The 17,820-nt window shown below is 37.8% G+C and carries 10 protein-coding genes; 8 read left to right on the top strand and 2 right to left on the bottom strand.

Translation table 11 applies throughout. The features are described from left to right. Nucleotides 1–84 precede the first annotated feature (84 nt). The 3 genes from HZI73_RS25580 (at nucleotide 85) to HZI73_RS25570 (ending at nucleotide 5,011) form a co-directional block, all read left to right on the top strand. Entirely contained in the window at nucleotides 85–2,112 is a 2,028-nt protein-coding gene (locus tag HZI73_RS25580; RefSeq protein WP_212696159.1) for an efflux RND transporter permease subunit, read from the top strand. A gap of 5 nt (nucleotides 2,113–2,117) precedes the next feature. Then, a complete protein-coding gene (locus HZI73_RS25575) occupies nucleotides 2,118–3,725 on the top strand; it encodes a methyl-accepting chemotaxis protein (protein ID WP_212696158.1) in 1,608 nt (535 codons plus the stop codon). A 212-nt stretch (nucleotides 3,726–3,937) separates the two neighbouring features. Continuing rightward, the gene (locus HZI73_RS25570; RefSeq protein WP_212696157.1) at nucleotides 3,938–5,011 is read left to right on the top strand and encodes a M23 family metallopeptidase; all 1,074 of its coding nucleotides are present in this window, start codon (nucleotides 3,938–3,940) and stop codon (nucleotides 5,009–5,011) included. Nucleotides 5,012–5,211: 200 nt separating this feature from the next. Here HZI73_RS25570 and HZI73_RS25565 read toward each other — a convergent pair whose 3' ends face one another. Together HZI73_RS25565 and HZI73_RS25560 are read right to left on the bottom strand one after the other, a co-directional pair. Further along, the gene (locus tag HZI73_RS25565) at nucleotides 5,212–6,519 is read right to left on the bottom strand and encodes a helix-turn-helix domain-containing protein (RefSeq protein ID WP_212696156.1); all 1,308 of its coding nucleotides are present in this window, start codon (nucleotides 6,517–6,519) and stop codon (nucleotides 5,212–5,214) included. Continuing rightward, the gene (locus tag HZI73_RS25560) at nucleotides 6,504–7,520 is read right to left on the bottom strand and encodes a cache domain-containing protein (protein ID WP_212696155.1); all 1,017 of its coding nucleotides are present in this window, start codon (nucleotides 7,518–7,520) and stop codon (nucleotides 6,504–6,506) included. Before HZI73_RS25560 ends, HZI73_RS25565 begins: the two co-directional genes overlap by 16 nt. Nucleotides 7,521–7,779: 259 nt before the next feature. On the opposite strand from HZI73_RS25560, the gene HZI73_RS25555 reads away from it, so the two are divergent. From HZI73_RS25555 to HZI73_RS25535, 5 genes are all read left to right on the top strand, one after another. Further along, entirely contained in the window at nucleotides 7,780–8,781 is a 1,002-nt protein-coding gene (locus tag HZI73_RS25555; RefSeq protein ID WP_246552291.1) for an ABC transporter permease, read from the top strand. A gap of 9 nt (nucleotides 8,782–8,790) precedes the next feature. After that, the gene (locus HZI73_RS25550) at nucleotides 8,791–9,666 is read left to right on the top strand and encodes a carbohydrate ABC transporter permease (protein ID WP_212696154.1); all 876 of its coding nucleotides are present in this window, start codon (nucleotides 8,791–8,793) and stop codon (nucleotides 9,664–9,666) included. A 100-nt stretch (nucleotides 9,667–9,766) separates the two neighbouring features. Beyond that, nucleotides 9,767–11,404: an extracellular solute-binding protein gene (locus HZI73_RS25545; RefSeq protein ID WP_212696153.1), complete on the top strand. Its 1,638-nt coding sequence runs from the start codon at nucleotides 9,767–9,769 to the stop codon at nucleotides 11,402–11,404. 96 nt (nucleotides 11,405–11,500) lie between these two features. Then, nucleotides 11,501–13,711, top strand: a complete 2,211-nt coding sequence (locus HZI73_RS25540; protein WP_212696152.1) for an agarase — start codon at nucleotides 11,501–11,503, stop codon at nucleotides 13,709–13,711. A gap of 456 nt (nucleotides 13,712–14,167) precedes the next feature. Then, nucleotides 14,168–17,767 carry an Ig-like domain-containing protein gene (locus HZI73_RS25535; protein ID WP_212696151.1) on the top strand — a complete coding sequence of 1,200 codons (3,600 nt, stop codon included), beginning with the start codon at nucleotides 14,168–14,170 and terminating at the stop codon, nucleotides 17,765–17,767. Nucleotides 17,768–17,820 lie beyond the last annotated feature (53 nt).

Genomic DNA, 17,820 nt, shown 5'->3' with positions numbered 1-17,820 from the left:
GTATTTGAAATTAACGTTTGATATTTGAGAAATGTTGATTGCCTAAGCTTAGATTGACCGTAAAATCAGAACAGGAGGTGTCACATGAAGAAATTTGCTGGATTTATTGTTCATCATCATAAGATTTTTATTGGATTATACTTGGTGGTGTTACTCGTATCAGCATTTGCCATGCAATATGTTACCATTAACTCCGATTTATCATCTTACCTGCCAGATAACACCATGACTAAAAAAGGTGAAAAGATATTAAGGGAAGAATTCGATATGCTTGGTCAAGGCATATTAGCTATACAAAATAAAGAACTGTATGAAGTGGCAGATACAGTGGAAAAAATAAAATCCATTGAAGGTGTCCATAAAGTGACTTGGTTAGGTGATTACGAAGATATCAAAAAACCAATAGGGTTTATGAATGAAAAAAGTGTGGATAAATTCATCAAAGAGGATGCTTATATTCTATACATATTCCTAGAACACTCCAATAATTCCTCTCGGTCCTTTGCCATTATGGATGAAATTAACCACGTTGTAGAGGGTGACTATTATCTTGGCGGACCGGCTATGCAGTCCAAGGAAGGCATGGAGAGTGCTTTGAAGGAATTGCCTAAATACCTTGTCCTCGGTGTGATCATTATCTTTTTCATCCTTATGGCATCCACATCCTCCTATTTTGAACCCATTTTTTTCTTAATTACCATCGGGATATCCGTTGTCATCAACATGGGAACCAATATTTTCTTAGATGATGTATCGTCCATTACTTTCTCTGCAACGGCAATACTCCAATTAGCTCTATCCATGGATTACTCTATCTTCCTATTACATACGTTCCATGATGAACGTTCAAAAGGGCATGCTCTAAAAGCATCCATGATTAACGCCATCGCTAAAACTTTTTCATCGGTATCCGCTAGTGCCTTGACAACTGTTGGCGGTTTTTCTGCTCTATTACTAATGCGCTATGGTATGGGGGCAGATTTAGGGATTGTGTTAGGAAAAGGTGTGTTCTTTAGTTTAATTGCTGTGTTAACGTTACAGCCTTGTTTAATCATCTTGTTTGATAAGTTAATTGAAAAATATACCCATAAGGTGTATTTGCCTTCCTTTAAAAAAGTAGCTGGAATGGCTGTCAAATACAGGCATATCATCATGATCATAGCATTAATCCTCATGATACCTACATTCAAAGCTCAGAGAAAAGTCACCTACAATTACCTGGTATCCACCAATCATCAAGAGGAGAATCCTTTAAAAGAAGTGGTGGATAATCTGGGGACACAGGCCATTCTTATAGTACCTCATGACAATAAGGTAACCCATGAACACTATATTCAAGACATACAACAATTGGAATATGTAAGGGATATGACCGGTTTATATACATTGGTGGATCATACCATACCCCAAGCCTTTATACCTGAAGAAGTAATCCATCAGTATACCACCGATCAGTATGCCTATTACATGGTGGAGCTCATTGGTGGTCGAGAAGACCAGATAACCCTTCAGACCATTGATGAACTGGATCAAATATCCCAAAAATATTTCGATGATTATTACATCACAGGTGATACCCAGGCTGTTAAAGACCTGAGTGACGTAACACCTGATGATTTTGTGAAAGTATCCATTGCATCGGTTATCATTATTTTTATTATTTTAATGCTTACCTTTAAGTCCATTAAGTTTCCCATCCTTTTAGTATTGGTTATTCAATTAGGTATATGGATTAATTTATCCATCACTTATTTTATGGGCACCAGCATTAATTTTATCTCCTACATTATCATTAGTGCCATACAGTTAGGGGCCACTATTGATTATGCTATTTTACTGACAGATAAATACCGTCATTTCAGTAAAAAAATGCCGAACATAGATGCTGTAAAACAAGCGGTTCATAAATCTGGGCAATCCATACTGGTCAGTGCCATGATTATATTATCAGCCTGTTTATGTGTTCACTACATGACTTCTAATGTAGCAGTAGGCGAAGTCACCTTACTCATCGGGAGAGGTGCCGTTATTAGTACCATCTTAGTTATTCTGTTATTACCCGCACTATTTGTGATCACCAAGAAAAAGAAACATAGCCATAAGAGAGGGTGAATGAAGTGAAAAAAATAGCTTTTTTATTAATCAGTCTACTATCATTAACCATGATACGTCCAGTGTACGCACAAGTTAGTAAACATGAAAGTATCTACATCAAGTTAAACCATGATGGAACCATGGACCATACAACGGTGGTGAATCGTTTACATGGCAGTACAGATGAAGCGGTCATTGTGGATTACGGTTCTTATAAATCTGTTAAGAGTCTTATGGATGATACGGTTGGTCTAATTGAAGGCAACAGAATCACTTGGCCAGCAGATGTACTGACAAAGGATTTTTACTACGAAGGTGAGTTAGAGGATATTCAACTGCCTCATGGCTATCACATTACCTACTATCTGAATGATGAACCTATACAAGCAAGTCAATTAGCCGGTAAAAGCGGCCAGTTTATGTTAAAAATAAGTGTTGATAAGAATAAAGGGTATCAAGCTGATATGGATTTCAGTACCCAAATACAAGTGGCATTGGATTTGGATAAATTCTCAGATGTACGCATGAATAGCGGTAATGTGGTCACCGTAGGTAAGACATTAACCGTTAATTACATGCTGTTACCAGACCAAACAGGAGAGTTCATCTTAGAGGCTGTGGTTCAAAATCTGGAGCTTAGCCCCATCATCATGACCCTGGTTCCTTTTGACATGACTGTTCCAGGGGATATACAAGAAGGCATTGATGGTATAGGTGATATGGCAGATGGGTCCAATGAATTAGTAGAAAAAACGACAGACTTACAGGAAGGTATCCAGTCTGTTACAGATGCTGTTTATGATTTGTCTAAGGGTGCAAAAGGACTAATGACAGGTGCAGAGCAAGTGGAGGAAGGATTGCAAGAGGCAACAGAAGGTATCACCAGCTTTCAAGATCAGTCTACCCAGATGGTCACATCGGTTCATGAACTGGTAACGGGCATTGGCTCAGCACAAGCAAGTGTGGAACAGCTTACAGGTGGTTACAGCAGTATTAAAGAAAACATGGATAACTTATTAGAAGGTAAAGAGCAAACCTTAGCTTTGGCACAAAACATGATCGCCAGTGGTGTTGAAGACAATATCAACTTAGGTCATCAACTCATCGCACAGATGGAAGCTTATACCCAGATGGCTATATCCATGGAGCAATTGAATGCAGGACTCCATACCTATGTAGCTGGTATAAACAAAGTAGAAACAGGCATGAAAGCTTATCATCAGCAAGTTAGTCAATTGCCAAGTCAAGTAGGTCAATTAACCACAGGATTACAACATTTACATGGAGGAACCCATGACTTATCAAAAGGCATAAAAGCGTTGCACAAAGGTGCCAGTCAGTTAAACCAGCAGACCAAGGAACTGCCATCCCATATGCATCAATTACAGGATGGACAAAAAGAACTGCACAGTGGCATTGCAACCATCCATGAGAAAGTGAATGCTTATGAATCCCTTACAGCCCGAGAGGGAACACGTTCTTCTTTTGTGGATTTAGGTAATCCAATCGAAACAAACACCCAGCTCATTATACAGACACCTCCTATTCGATTGGAAAAGAAAGAAATTATACCTCATGTTGCAGAAGAGAAAAAAACCTTTTGGGACAGAGTCTTAGATTTATTTCGGTAGCATGTGAATAGACTTAGCTCCATGGAACCAGCCCCCTATAAGTTTTCTAGGCGGTTGGTTTTATTTTTGTCAATTTATTAAAATAATTAAATTTTTATTACAAAAGTATTACTAATTATGCTATAATAAGGTTACTGCGTAAAGCTATAAGTTTAAAAATGATAGAGCATAATAGGTTAATGGCTCGTAAATAGAAGGTGGGGATAGCTCGCATGAGTTTCAGGACTAGGAAGAAAAACAAAGAACATAAGCTAAGTTGTAAATCGTATATTACCTTTGTTATTATTTCTGATCCAACGAAAAATCCAATAACCATTAAAATTCCTAAATGGATTAGGTTTCCTCTACTGGCTAGTCTAGTGGCAATGGTTATATGGGTTACGGCTGTTAATGGCAATGTTGCAGACGCTAATAATCAAAAAGTAGCTGCTACACGAAAACTACAAGAAAATACATATGAAAACAGCCATAAGGACGAGAAAATTTCACAGTTAACCAACGAAGGTATTGACAAAGAAACGAAATTACAACAATTGACAGAATCCCAAAGAAGGCTCTTGAATCAGTTAAATACATTACAGCAGAAAAAAGAAGAAATTGATTCAAAACTCAACAATACAGAAAAGACCACGGAAACACAGCCCATAGGGGCTATAGAATTAGATGCAATCGATATAAATACCAAGGAATTTACAGCTGCTAGGAGTCCTATACTTGCTGTAACATCTTTAAGTACAGTGGCAAATGTACCTGTATTGGAACTGGACTTTAATGATAAAGCCGATTCCCTTATGGAACAGATAAAAAACACCACACAAATGCTTGAGGATGAGACAAAGACGTATGCACAATTAGAAGAAAAAATAGATGAGATGATTCCTTATTGGGAAGCTTACCCATCCATATTGCCTCTAAAAAGTACCCGTGTGACGAGTCCTTTTGGATGGCGTAAAAACCCATTTGGTGGAAGAAGTTCCGAATATCATCGAGGTGTAGACTTAAAGGCATCGAGTGGAACAAGTGTGTATGCCACTGGAAGAGGTAAGGTTATTTTTGCTGGTTATGATTCCATATATGGAAGGCTTGTTATTGTGGATCATGGTTATGGTATCACTACAAAATATGGACATAACTCCCGTTTACTTGTTAAACAAGGTGATGTGGTATGTCGCGGCGATAAAATTGCTAAGTCAGGCAGCACAGGTAGAAGCAGTGGACCTCATGTGCATTATGGGGTATTAATTAATGGTGAACCACAAAATCCATTGAATTATATTAAAAAATAATGTTTTATTGAAAAGAGATAGGATCCAGCAGGCATTCATATAAAATGTTAAAAAAGTGAACGCTCTTTGTTTTTCTTACGAACAAAGGAGTGTTCACTTTTTTTATCTTATAGGTGAGCTCTCATATGTGCTAAGGAAACTCTAATCATTACATCCACTTTGCGGAACGAGGCATAGTTCCGTTCGTTACTCTACAAGGGTTATCTATGTAATTTACGATATTCTGTAGGGGTAACGCCTTCAAGGATTTTGAACTTACGTATAAAAGGATGGCGGCTGTTAAAACCTACTTCTTCCGCAATGGAGCTAATACTGTTTTTGGTATTGAGCAGCAACTCTTTTGATTTTTCTATGCGCAATGAAGAGATATAGTCTTGAAATGAAATACCCAATACTTTTTTGATGTATTTGGACATGTATTTGGCACTCTTACCAAAATGCTCTGCAATGGCATCCAGATAGATTTCATGGTTGTAATGGGTATCCAGGTATTGTTTAATGTTGGCTATATCATGGACTTCATTTGATTTTGCGTATAAGTCAATGGTTTTTAAGAATACTTTTTTGATGTAATGGTAGAGTTCATCTACAGGCAAATCACCTACTTGAGAACTGATGTTAATATAATCCTCTCCCATAATATCGTAGATATTCAAATGCTTACGATTAATGACCCTGACGGCTGTGTTATAGAGTTGTAAGTATAGTTCTTTCAGTCCATGACAGCCAATATGCTCCTCTATATTTTTATTTATAATCCGATCGTAATGTGACAGCACTTTTTCCTTATTGCCTTGAAGGAGAAAATTAATCATTTGGTTGTCTTCTTCAATGGAATAATGGGAACTGGTGATATTTTCATCTTGTGGTGAGTAAGTGCGTACCATGGATGTGGTCATGTATATAATCTGGGAATTGGCTTGCCTTGCTTCATTGTATGATTTTTTTAGACCATTAAGGCCTTCGTACAAGTTGCCTACACCACTATGAACAATCATCATGTCATCGTTCACATCTAAGCTTTTATGGTATTTTAGAATACTTGCGGCTAATTTTGATTTTTCACTTGGGGTAGGTATGTTTAAAATAACACAAATTTGATTAACGGCGACAGAAAATACATAGCGGTTTTCGATGGTCGAAAAGGCTTCATTGGCTATGAGGAAACTACCCTGGCAGATGGCATTGTATTCGGCTTTACTATGGGTCTCAAAGAAACCTTCTTGAAAATTAAGGGTGGAATGAATCACAATAAAAAATTTATTTGGAAAAGTGAAATCGTAATGGGATAAGAAATGGGTGACATCATCTTCTCGTAATATCTCATTGTCATCAAATAAACTAAGTAAATAGCGTTCACACACGTAAGGTATAGCAAGGTGCAGGTCTTCTTTTAATTTTTTGTTATCATTAATAATCCTTTGGACACTTTGATTTAAAAAATCCAAATCATTGCGAATAGGTGTATCGTTTTCTAATGTATAATTTTCTCTTAGACGTAACGCCACACTGTGAATAGGTGTATATATTTTCCTACTAATAAGAAGCTTAACAAGATAACAATCACGATACCAATAAAAAAGAGTATCAACGGCACCATTAATACGGAAAAGGATTCACGGGTCAAATCGGAATAAGGTGTTATGGCACAAATGGCATTATTGGTTTGATGATTTTTATTGGTGACCACAAGATACCGTCTACCTTCTATATGGATCGTCGAAATATCTCTCTGAAGATTGGATTCCGACATCTGAATCATCTGTTTGTCTGTTAAGGACAATGTAATGGATGAATCTGAACGAATAACAACTTCATCTGCGCTGTTGTAAAGGAAAATAATACTGTTGTTGGATAACCGATTTTCATTGAAGAGATTCACCATATATGGATTATCCAAATTCACCACCAACAGGTTGTTGTACGTGGTGTCAGGAGAAGAAAATTGGACGATGGGAATGATTTCTCTTCGATTACCATTGACCGTATTGGTGACATAACTGGGGGAGAAAATGGTATATTTCTGCTGCTGATCTTCAAGTTTCAGCCAAAAATCCTTTGGATAATCGTCATAATGGCACACAAGATTGAAATATTCATTGATGGAGCTTGTTCCTGAACTGCTAATGATAAGATTATCTTTCTTATTAATAATAAAAACACTGTTAATGTAGGATTTTGTTCGATGAAATTTTTGTAAGGCATCTACGGATTGGGTGATGTTTGTAAAATCATCGTATTTGAGTCCTCTATTTGTTGTCAGTACATTTTCTAAGTCATTAGAAATAGAAAACATGGCAGTTGTGTGATGGATTTCTTCTAATGTGGTTTCGATGGTCTTTGACAAATTTTTTAATTTATGGTTGTAGGCTTCACGGGTTTTAGATTGCAATACATTTAAATAATAGGTATTGGTTAAGAGTAAAAAAATAAAAGCGGATATAATAGCCCAAATAAAATAGATGAAGATGGTATTAAATAAGTTATTCTTCCTATTTATTCTAAACATGGTGTCCATCTCCTTTGAATGTATCTAATTCTATTATAAGAGAGGGTATAGAATGGGTCAATGGTATAAAATTCGCCTTTTGTTATAATAGTCGTTTGTTATACCAACTATCGCTTTCTTATAAGAAGGTGGAAAATTACAACAATGAAAACCTCACTTATTATATCAAGGTGGAAGATTACAACTTTTCACATAAAAATTATCGTGCTACTATCAAGCCGTACATATGAGGACCTTAATACGACAAGGAGTGATAAAGTTGGCAGTAAATGACAGTATTATCGATTCGAAAACCCAGAGAATCGATCTTGCAAAGGATAAGGCAAAGGTTAAAAAAAAGCGAAATGATAGAAAATTGATGTTTAGACAGATGAAAAAGGATTACCGATTATATCTTTTACTTCTTTTACCGATCATCTATTTTATTATCTTTAAATATGTGCCCATGTATGGTGTAACAATTGCTTTTAAAAGGTTTAAGCCTGGAGGGTCTTTGTTATCAGGTGAGTGGGTAGGTTGGTTATACTTTAGGATGTTGTTAAAAGATTCTTCTTTTTGGACTGCTTTTAAAAACACCTTTATTTTAAGTTTCAGTGCATTAATTATAGGTTTTCCTATTCCCATCATTTTTGCTTTACTATTAAATGAAGTCAGAAACAACGGACGAAAACGTGTGATACAAACCATCACTTATTTACCAAGATTCTTGTCAACGGTTGTTGTTGTATCCATGTTATCAAATCTCTTATCACCATCAACAGGTATTATTAACAAAATGATTGAGTTTTTTGGAGGCAAAAGCGTTTACTTTATGAATGAATCCTCTTGGTTTAGACCCATCTATATTATTTCCGATATATGGCAGTTTATGGGATGGAATGCCATTCTCTATATTGCGGCACTATCAGGTGTTGACCAACATTTATATGAAGCTGCCAAAATTGATGGTGCTAATAAGTGGAAACAAATGATTCATGTGACCCTACCAGGTATTATGCCAACCATTGTGATTACGTTGATATTAGCAGTGGGTAATACCTTAAACATTGGTTTTGAAAAAGTACTGTTAATGTACAATCCGAATATCTATGATACAGCAGATATTCTACAAACCTATATCTATCGTTTAGGTCTTGCTTCATCCATACCAAGGTTCAGTAGTGCAACAGCAGCAGGCTTATTCCAAGCTGTCATTTGCTTAACCATGCTGTGGACAACAAATCGACTAGCCAAAAAATATTCAGATTATAGTTTATGGTAGGAGGAAATCATGTCTAGAATATTCAATTATAAAAACTTTTTAAAATTAAACAGTGGTATCATGCTGTTGCTTGTAGCCATAACGTTGTTCCCTTTTATCTATATGCTAGCGGTTTCTTTTAGTAGTTCAAGAGCTGTCTTAGCAGGAGAGGTTATTTTTTTTCCTGTTGATTTTAACTTCACAGCATACACACACATGCTCAAACAATCCCAATTTTGGACTGCTTATAAAAATACCATTATTTATACGTCTGTAGGTACCAGTTTAAGTCTTGTATTGACCATTATGTGTGCTTATCCTTTATCAAAAAAGAACCTCATTGGTGGAAGCATCATCATGAAAGTGATTATTTTTACCATGTTTTTTTCAGGGGGCTTAATTCCTAACTTTATCTTGATAAGGGATCTGAACTTATATGATAAAATGTGGGCCATGGTACTGCCAGGAGCCATCAGTGCTTACAATGTGATGATTATGAAGACCTTTTTCCAAGGAATTCCAGAAGAATTAAAAGAAGCCGCAAGGATAGATGGACTGACAGATATAGGCGTTTTGATAAAGATTGTTTTGCCTTTATCAAAGCCCATTATTGCAACCATTGGACTGTTCGTAGCCGTATGGTTATGGAATGAATGGTTTATTTCACTCATCTACTTTAAAACGGATGCCAAACGACCAGTTGCCATGTACCTTCGTAACATTGTACTAGGTGCCATGAATACCATCAAAAATGGAAAAGAAGTGGATTCTACAGCTGCAAAAACAGTTCCACAAACATTACAGGCTTCAACCATTATGTTGACAAGTATTCCTATTTTATGTGTCTATCCCTTTGTTCAAAAGTATTTTACAAAGGGCATACTCATAGGGTCTGTTAAGGGTTAATGTATTGCTATTATTTGCTTATATGCCATAAGGCTAAGAGCATTGTATAATAGATGAGATTACACATCTCGGTTATATCAAAAGGAATGGAGGACATACAATGAAAAAAATGAAATGGTTTAAAAAAGGGGGGGCATTGATTTTAGTTTTGGTAATGCTTGCATTAACAGCGTGTGGAACTAAAAACAATGACACAGAACAAGCAGATTCAGGGACATCACAACCTGACACAAATGATAACCAAGACTCATCAAATGACGACACCAATACAGAGCAGCAAGAAGAGGCAACACTTGGTGATAAGCCGTTAACATTTACCATGTTATACGAAGACAATGCCAATTACCCGTATAAAGAAGACTGGTTTGTGTTAACAGAGATAAAAGAACGGCTTAATGTTGATTTAAAGCTTGAAGCTGTACCTGGGTCTGATTATGCTGCTCGTCGAACAGTGGTGTTTAACTCAGGCGAAATGCCAGATATTATATCCAAAACATTTAATTCAGACATATCATCCTACATATCAAGTGGTTTATTTCTACCCATCAGTGATTATGTGGACCGTATGCCTAACTACAAAGCTTTTATTGACAAGTACGATTACCACCCAGACTTAGATAATGCCCGTGAAATTGATGGCAAATACTATATGCTGCCTATTAACTGCAACACCCAGAGAATTAACAGTCATGGATGGCTTATTCGTATGGATCAACTTGATGAATATGGCATTAAGATGCCTACAACCATGGAAGAAGTTTATGAGGCTTGTAAAACTTGGAAAGAGCATAATCCAGATGCTTACCCTATGACCAATCGTTTTGGTTCGCCTAATATCCTGTCTAAAATATCCCAAGCATTCAATACCAATGCAGGCTGGAATATTGGTAACATGTTTAGATACCAAGAAGATAACGATAATTTTGAGTTTGTGCCAACAAGCGATGCGTATAAGGAAATGCTCATGTGGTTTAACAAAATGTATCAAGAAGAATTATTAGATGTTGAATTCACAACCTTAGACAGTACGGTCTATGAAGAAAGAGCTAAAAACGGAGAACAATTTATTATGATCGATTGGATCGGTAATGAAAATCGTTATAACAGAGACGGTCCTACGCAATCTGGTAACGAGAATTTCAACATTCAACCGATGATGCCGCCGAAAGGTCCCTGGGGACATTATTCAGGTGGTGAAGTAGCAAAATACGAACAAGGCTGGGTCATCAATGCTGCTGTTGCTAAGCGTGAGGATTTCCCAGAATTCTTAGCCTTTATCGATTGGTTCTATTCAGATGAAGCAGCTGAGTTATTAACTTTTGGTATTGAAGGCGAAACCTTCAAAGTATTAGAAGATGGTCGAAAAGAGTATATGGATCTTGATTTTGACTACACAGCAGAATATGGTATTAATCAAAACTGTTTAACACCAAGAAGAGATAATGACCAATTCGCTTCTAATAAGACGAAATTTGTGGTTGATTTATTTGCTGAAATGAATGAAAAAGGGGTATTCAAACCTAACCAGCCTTCCATTATTCTATCGGATATGGAAAAAGAAGAAGAAGGTTTCTATCGTTCCACATTAAACGACTACATCAATCAAATGAATGAAAGATTTATCTTTGGTGTAGAATCCTTTGATAATTGGGACGCATTTGTTGCAGAATGTGAAGCCAAAGGTAGAAACGAATTACATGAGCTCTATAACAAAGCATGGGAAAAACAAAATCAATAGAAATACATGAGTTTACTTAAGATGAGACCGTTTTATTAACTAGAATAGATGCGAACTTGAAAAACGTCTACTATAATTAATAAAAGGAGTAAAGGTATGCAATTAAAACATGGAATGAAAAAAGGAGTTACTCTATTTTTGGTATTATTTCTAATCATGGGATTCTATACAGGTCTCATAGAAGTTCAAGCAGAAACAGGTGTCAGTTTCCCAAAGGTTTCATTTGAAACAGGTGAGAATACACCCTATTATAATGGACAATCGAACACCGTATCAGTTGTATCAAACAATGGCAATACCGATGGTACAAAAGCGCTAAAGGTTGACTATGCCACAGGCTCTTACCCAGGTATTCTATTCATGCCTGCATCGGGTACAGCTTGGGATTTTGGTAATGATAAGGGGTTAGCTTTTAGCGTGAAGAACCCCATGACGAGAAATCTGGTACTTTATATCAAATTCAATGCAAAAAACAAGCAGACTGGTGCGGCTCAAGAAACAATTTATAGGGCTACTATTCCTGCTAATCAGCAAACCACAGTTATTGCTGCACAAAATAAACTGCCAGAGTTAGGGATGTTATACAATCCTCCTTATGGAGATGGTATCATAGCGGATTATGGATGGGGAACAGCCAATATGGATAATTGCTACGTGACCCAAATCACATTTTTCTTGATGAACAACACCCAGACATCCACCTTGATCTTTGATCATCTGCGGGCTGTTACCAACCCAACCATTAGTTATGCCTATCTCAATGGTATTTTGGATACTTATGGCCAGTATACCAAGCAAAATTGGTCAGGCAAAATTACCTCTAATAATCAGTTAACAGCTATCGCGGCCAGTGAGCAAACCACATTAACCAATCAGCTCAATGATATGCAGTCCAGTACTAATTTTAGTAAATATGGTGGTTATAAGAATGCATCTTTAAGACAGGCGGCCACTGGACATTTTTATGTAAAGAAAATCAATAACAAATGGTCATTTGTCGACCCAGAAGGCTATCCCTATATAGCAACAGGCATTGATATTATCAGATTAGGTGATGCCAGTACTTGGATAACAGGACGACAAAGTATGTTTTCCAATATCCCAAGCAAAACAGGCAGCTTAGGGGACCACTATACCAGAGTGAATAAAGGTGTGCGTTCTCCACTTAATTTAGCATCTGGGGATGCGTTTAATTTCTATACGGCCAATTTAGAACGTAAATATGGTCAGGATTATAAGAATAAGTGGAAAGAAATCGCTTTAAAACGTTTCAAAGCTTGGGGCTTTACATCCTTGGGATGCTGGTCTGATCCAGATATGTTTTTTGGTAAAGGTAATATCAATCAGATGTCTTATGCGGCCAATGGCTGGACAAAAACCTTTAACCCTGCAACAGACCATGCGGAAATATTTAATGGTAATCCATACTGGGGTAATGTACCAGACCCCTACGATCCAAAGTTCAAAACCAATGCAGAGAATATGGCAACTGATCTGAAAAATAGAGGTGTTAACGAAGACCCTTGGTGCATCGGTGTTTACGTAGATAATGAAATACCATGGGGACATGGCAGTGACCCTAATGGACGCTATTTACTCATAAAAGAGATTTTCAAAATGAACGGTTCAAGTACAACAGCTTATGCCAAAAGAGCCATGGTGGACTTCTTGAAATGGAAATATAACAACAGTATCTCATCCTTAAATACAGCATGGGGAACCAGTATTTCATCTTGGAGTGTGCTGACAGCTGCCTATACAGGTACAATTGGTGATAATGCCGATCTATTGTATCAAATAGCAGATAAGTATTTCAAAATCATACATGATGTATTGGAAGAAAAATTACCCGATAAATTATATCTAGGTGCAAGGTTTGCTAATTGGGGCGTAGGTAATGAAGTGGCACAAGCTTGTGCTAATTACGCAGATGTGGTGAGCTATAATTGTTATAAAGATGATATTAACCAGAGCTTCATAACCACAGGGTCACATGATAAACCCACTATCATTGGAGAATTCCATTTTAATGCCAGTGACCACGGACAATTTGCTCCAGGTTTATGCCCTGTAGGTACTCAAAGTGCTAGAGGTTCATCCTACGATACCTATATGCGAAGTGTTCTTGCCGATTCAAAATGTGTGGGCGCTCAATGGTTCCAATACTATGACCAGCCTACCCTAGGTCGAGCATGGGACGGCGAAAATTCCAATACAGGATTTGTCGATGTAACAGACCAACCTTATGAACCATTAGTCAATGCAGTAAGAAATATTCATAAACAATTGTATCAGCTTAAGTTTTAGCATAGGTTCTATCTGTGAACATATATAACGATGTACAAATGATGTGCATATCACATCCATAGGTGTTTTTAGGAAGGGATTGCCAAGAAATGACTTATTTCCCACAATCCCTTCCTTTACACATTATGGTATGTTTTATACTCACCAGATTTCTTAATTTTACATAATGTCCTTCATTCGCAATTGTTATCTTCCCTAAGGTTGCAGACCATTTCTTATTAAAATATTCTGAATATTTACTCTTGATTGAAAATAACATAAACACATTATTTATTCTTATTGACAGAAATCCAAACAAGAAATTAACATAAACAATGAATCAAATATGGTGGATACATAAGAAAGTATCCTACAATAAAAGCTTAAACAGCTAAGTTTAAGCGAATGTGTTCTACAAAATAATAACCAAATGTTGAAAGATGTGAGGTTAATGTCAATGATAAAGGAGTAAAAAATATGCGTTTAAAAAAAGCAGCCGCACTTTTGTTGGTCATTATATTGATGATCTCAAATAAGGTTATGGTGAGCCATGCAGGGACAGGCAGTCAAATGCCGTCAATTTCTTTTGAACAGAATGAAAACCTAGACTTCATGCGTGTTTATCATGGGGCAACGACACAGTTTACAACACAAGGGGTTATAGGCGGTACAAGAGCATTACTGGTCAATACAGGAACGCTGGATACAAACTATGGAGGCATCAGGTTTGATATGAATGAGCCATTTAATTGGGGAGATAATGCAGTATTCAAAGCGTATCTCACCAATCCCAACCATGAAGATATTCAGATTAGAATCGATGTGAAAGATACTAGCAATAACAGACGAATCAATTATTTTACCCTTCCTGCTAACAGTTCAAGATCAATTACCATTGATAATTTAGGTCCACAAACCCCCAACTTTTCTGGAGCAGATGGCTGGTGGGGAGCTGATAACGGTATCGACCAGGCAAACATTGATTTGTTTGAGATATACCTATGGGAAGAAAGACCCGGATTAACGGCAACCTCATTTATTGTGGATCATATAACGACGCAGGCAGAAATCACCCCAATCGTTACATTAGATCAAACAACAGCAACCATTGATAAGGAACAAGGAACAGCATTACAGTTAACAGCAACCGTAATGCCTGACGCTATTACAGATAAAACGGTCACTTGGTCATCCAGTAATATTTCTGTTGCAACCGTTGATCAAAGCGGTCAGGTCACAGCAAAAGGGAATGGTCATGCTATCATTACAGCCACTTCCAATGAAGATCATACTAAAAAGGCTACATGTGCCGTAACAGTCATTGGTTTTGCAGAAACCATCATACCCTATATGAACCGACTTTCATTTGAGGATCAAGAAACATCAGCAACATTGGTAGAAAACAACAGTACGACGAATAGGGTGTCGAACAATGGGATTACCCATGGTTCAAAAGCTTTAGATGTCCTATTCAACACAGGTTCGTCTTCTATCGATTTTGTTCCTGTTGATGACAAGCCTTGGGTAATCAGCAGCAATGCATGTCTGACTTTCTCAGCAAAAAGCCAAGTGTCAAGTCCTTTTGACCTCTATGTAACCGTTGGCCTTATTGATCCAGAAACAGGTACAACAAATCAGCAGGTCAATAAGATTTCAGTTGTGCCTAATGAACAGATGAAAATCACAACGGCCTACAATATATCACAGGGCGATCTGGCTATTCGGAGTTTTAGTGATATGAATGGCAGTGGTGTGACTGCCACATCCCTTGTAAGTGGTCCTGGAAATATTGGGGGTTATCATATCACAAAGATAACATTCGGGGTTAATCAAGCATCTGCGGGTATGCGTTTCATTCTTGATAGTGTCAAAACCGTGGATGATGCAACACGGGTTAAGCTTGGCAACTACTACTATCTGGATAAATATGGTCAGAGCAATTATATCGATTATGACGAAAAAATACATCATGACCAAGAGCTTCTGGATGCAGAAGCCAACGAACAGATGCAGCTGGATACATGGATAGCAGAACTTGAAGCCAATGCTTCTCGTAACCAGTTCGGTGGCTGGAGAAATGAAGCCCTTAAACAGGCATCAACGGGTAGATTCTATGTGAAGAAAGTGGAAGGTCAGTGGATGATGATTGACCCTGAAGGTTATCCTTACCTTTCAACAGGTCTTGATGTTATCCGATATGGCGACCAGAACACATGGGTAGCAGGTAGAGAACCCATGTTCGAAAACTTACCTGACCGCAATGGCCAATTCTCAGAGCATTTTTCTAACCTTAGTGGATGTCCAGTATCACCGGATGGTTCCAATGAAACCAATCTGGGTATTAACTTCTACACCATCAACCTGGAGAAAAAATACGGTGATGACTGGCTTGAAAAATGGAAGAGCAATGCCATCAAGCGAACCAAAGCCTGGGGATTCACGTCACTGGGATGTTGGTCTCTTCCATCCATTGCTTTTGGTAAAGGGAACCAAGTTAAAACGCCTTATGCCGCTAACTTCTGGGTAACCGGCACCCATGCGAAACTTAGCCTTGATGGTCCAGGATGGGGACATCTATCCGATCCTTTTGATCCTCAGTTTGAGCATGATGTTTATGACGGTGCAATGGCATTAAGAGACGCTGGCGTGGATAGAGACCCTTGGTGTATTGGTGTATTCGTTGATAACGAGATTCACTGGGGCAGTCAAGAAGGTAAATATCTGATATGGTCAACCTTTGTGCATTCTGATGCTTACACCTCACCTGCTTATACCAAGCGTGCACTTATTGATTGGCTGAAAGAAAAATACAACAACGATATCAATAATCTAAATACAGCATGGGGTTCCTCATTGAACAGTTTTGATGATTTCTTACCAAGCTATACAGGACCGGTTGGTGTTCAAGATACAACAGAAATGTTTGAATATATCGCTGAGAAATATTATAAAACCGTACATGATATCTGCGAAAGAGTCCTTCCAAATACCATGTATCTTGGTTCAAGGTTCGCTGACTGGGGTTGCCCACAAGGTATCGCAGCCATAGCAGCTAAGTATTGTGATATTGTCAGTTATAACAGCTACAAGACCCACCCTATTCAAAACTGGATGGAGCTGGATACCTTTGATAAACCAATCATGATTGGGGAATTTCATATGAATACATGTGAACGAGGTGCTATTACGAGAGGTCTTGTGCCCGTTTGGCCCCAAGATAGAGAACGGATGGTTGCAGATTACTTAGACGATATCGAAGATAACAACAAGCTTGTTGGTATTCACTGGTTCCAGTACTTCGATGAACCCATACTCGGTCGTGGATGGGATGGTGAGAACTCGGATACAGGATTTGTTGATGTTACAGACCAGCCATATCCATCACTTGTTAATGCCGCAAGATCAGTCCACAGCACCATGTATGAAAACAAATTCGCAGGTAGTCAAGTGGTCATTAACCCAAAACCTCCGGTGGATCCTGTTTTTCCTGATAAGGAATCTGAAGAACCAGAGCCACTTCCACCAATTCCTGTGATTGTTGTTCCTGAATTTGCAGGACTTACTTTTGAAGGTAATGATACATCTGTTTATCGATTATCAAACGCCACAGCATCATCGGCACAGGTTGTAACAGGTACGGGTGTAACACAAGGCTCCAAAGCCCTTAAATACACCGTATCTAATCTAAACAAAAGCGGCAACGGTGTCTACTCCAACCTTATCCTAGCTTCCCCAGGCGTGTTTGGCCTAAATATGTCAGATGGCATCAGCTATGATGTAACCAATCCAGGCAGTGTACCTGTACAGCTTCGTATCAATATCCACAGCAATGGTGCCATAGCCACTTACTATTATACCGTTGAACCAGGTGAAACAAGACACATTGATATGGTAGAAGCGGGTCCTTGTGCCATGGATGTTTCTAACCCAAGACATGGGTACTGGGGTCTTGATAATGGTATATTCTATAACAGTATGAACGGTGTAAGTTTCTATATTTGGGAAGATTCACCCGGTTTAATCAATGAAACAAGTGCCGCACTTATATTTGATAACATACAAGCCATTAAGAATTAGTCCTCATCATAAGGAGCTGTCTCATCAAAGCAATTATACTGGCTAGAAGTTTT

This window comes from Vallitalea pronyensis, from assembly GCF_018141445.1.
Lineage (GTDB): Bacteria > Bacillota > Clostridia > Lachnospirales > Vallitaleaceae > Vallitalea > Vallitalea pronyensis.
Note: the sequence above shows the minus strand (reverse complement) of the source record. Positions and strands in the feature narration are given on the sequence as shown.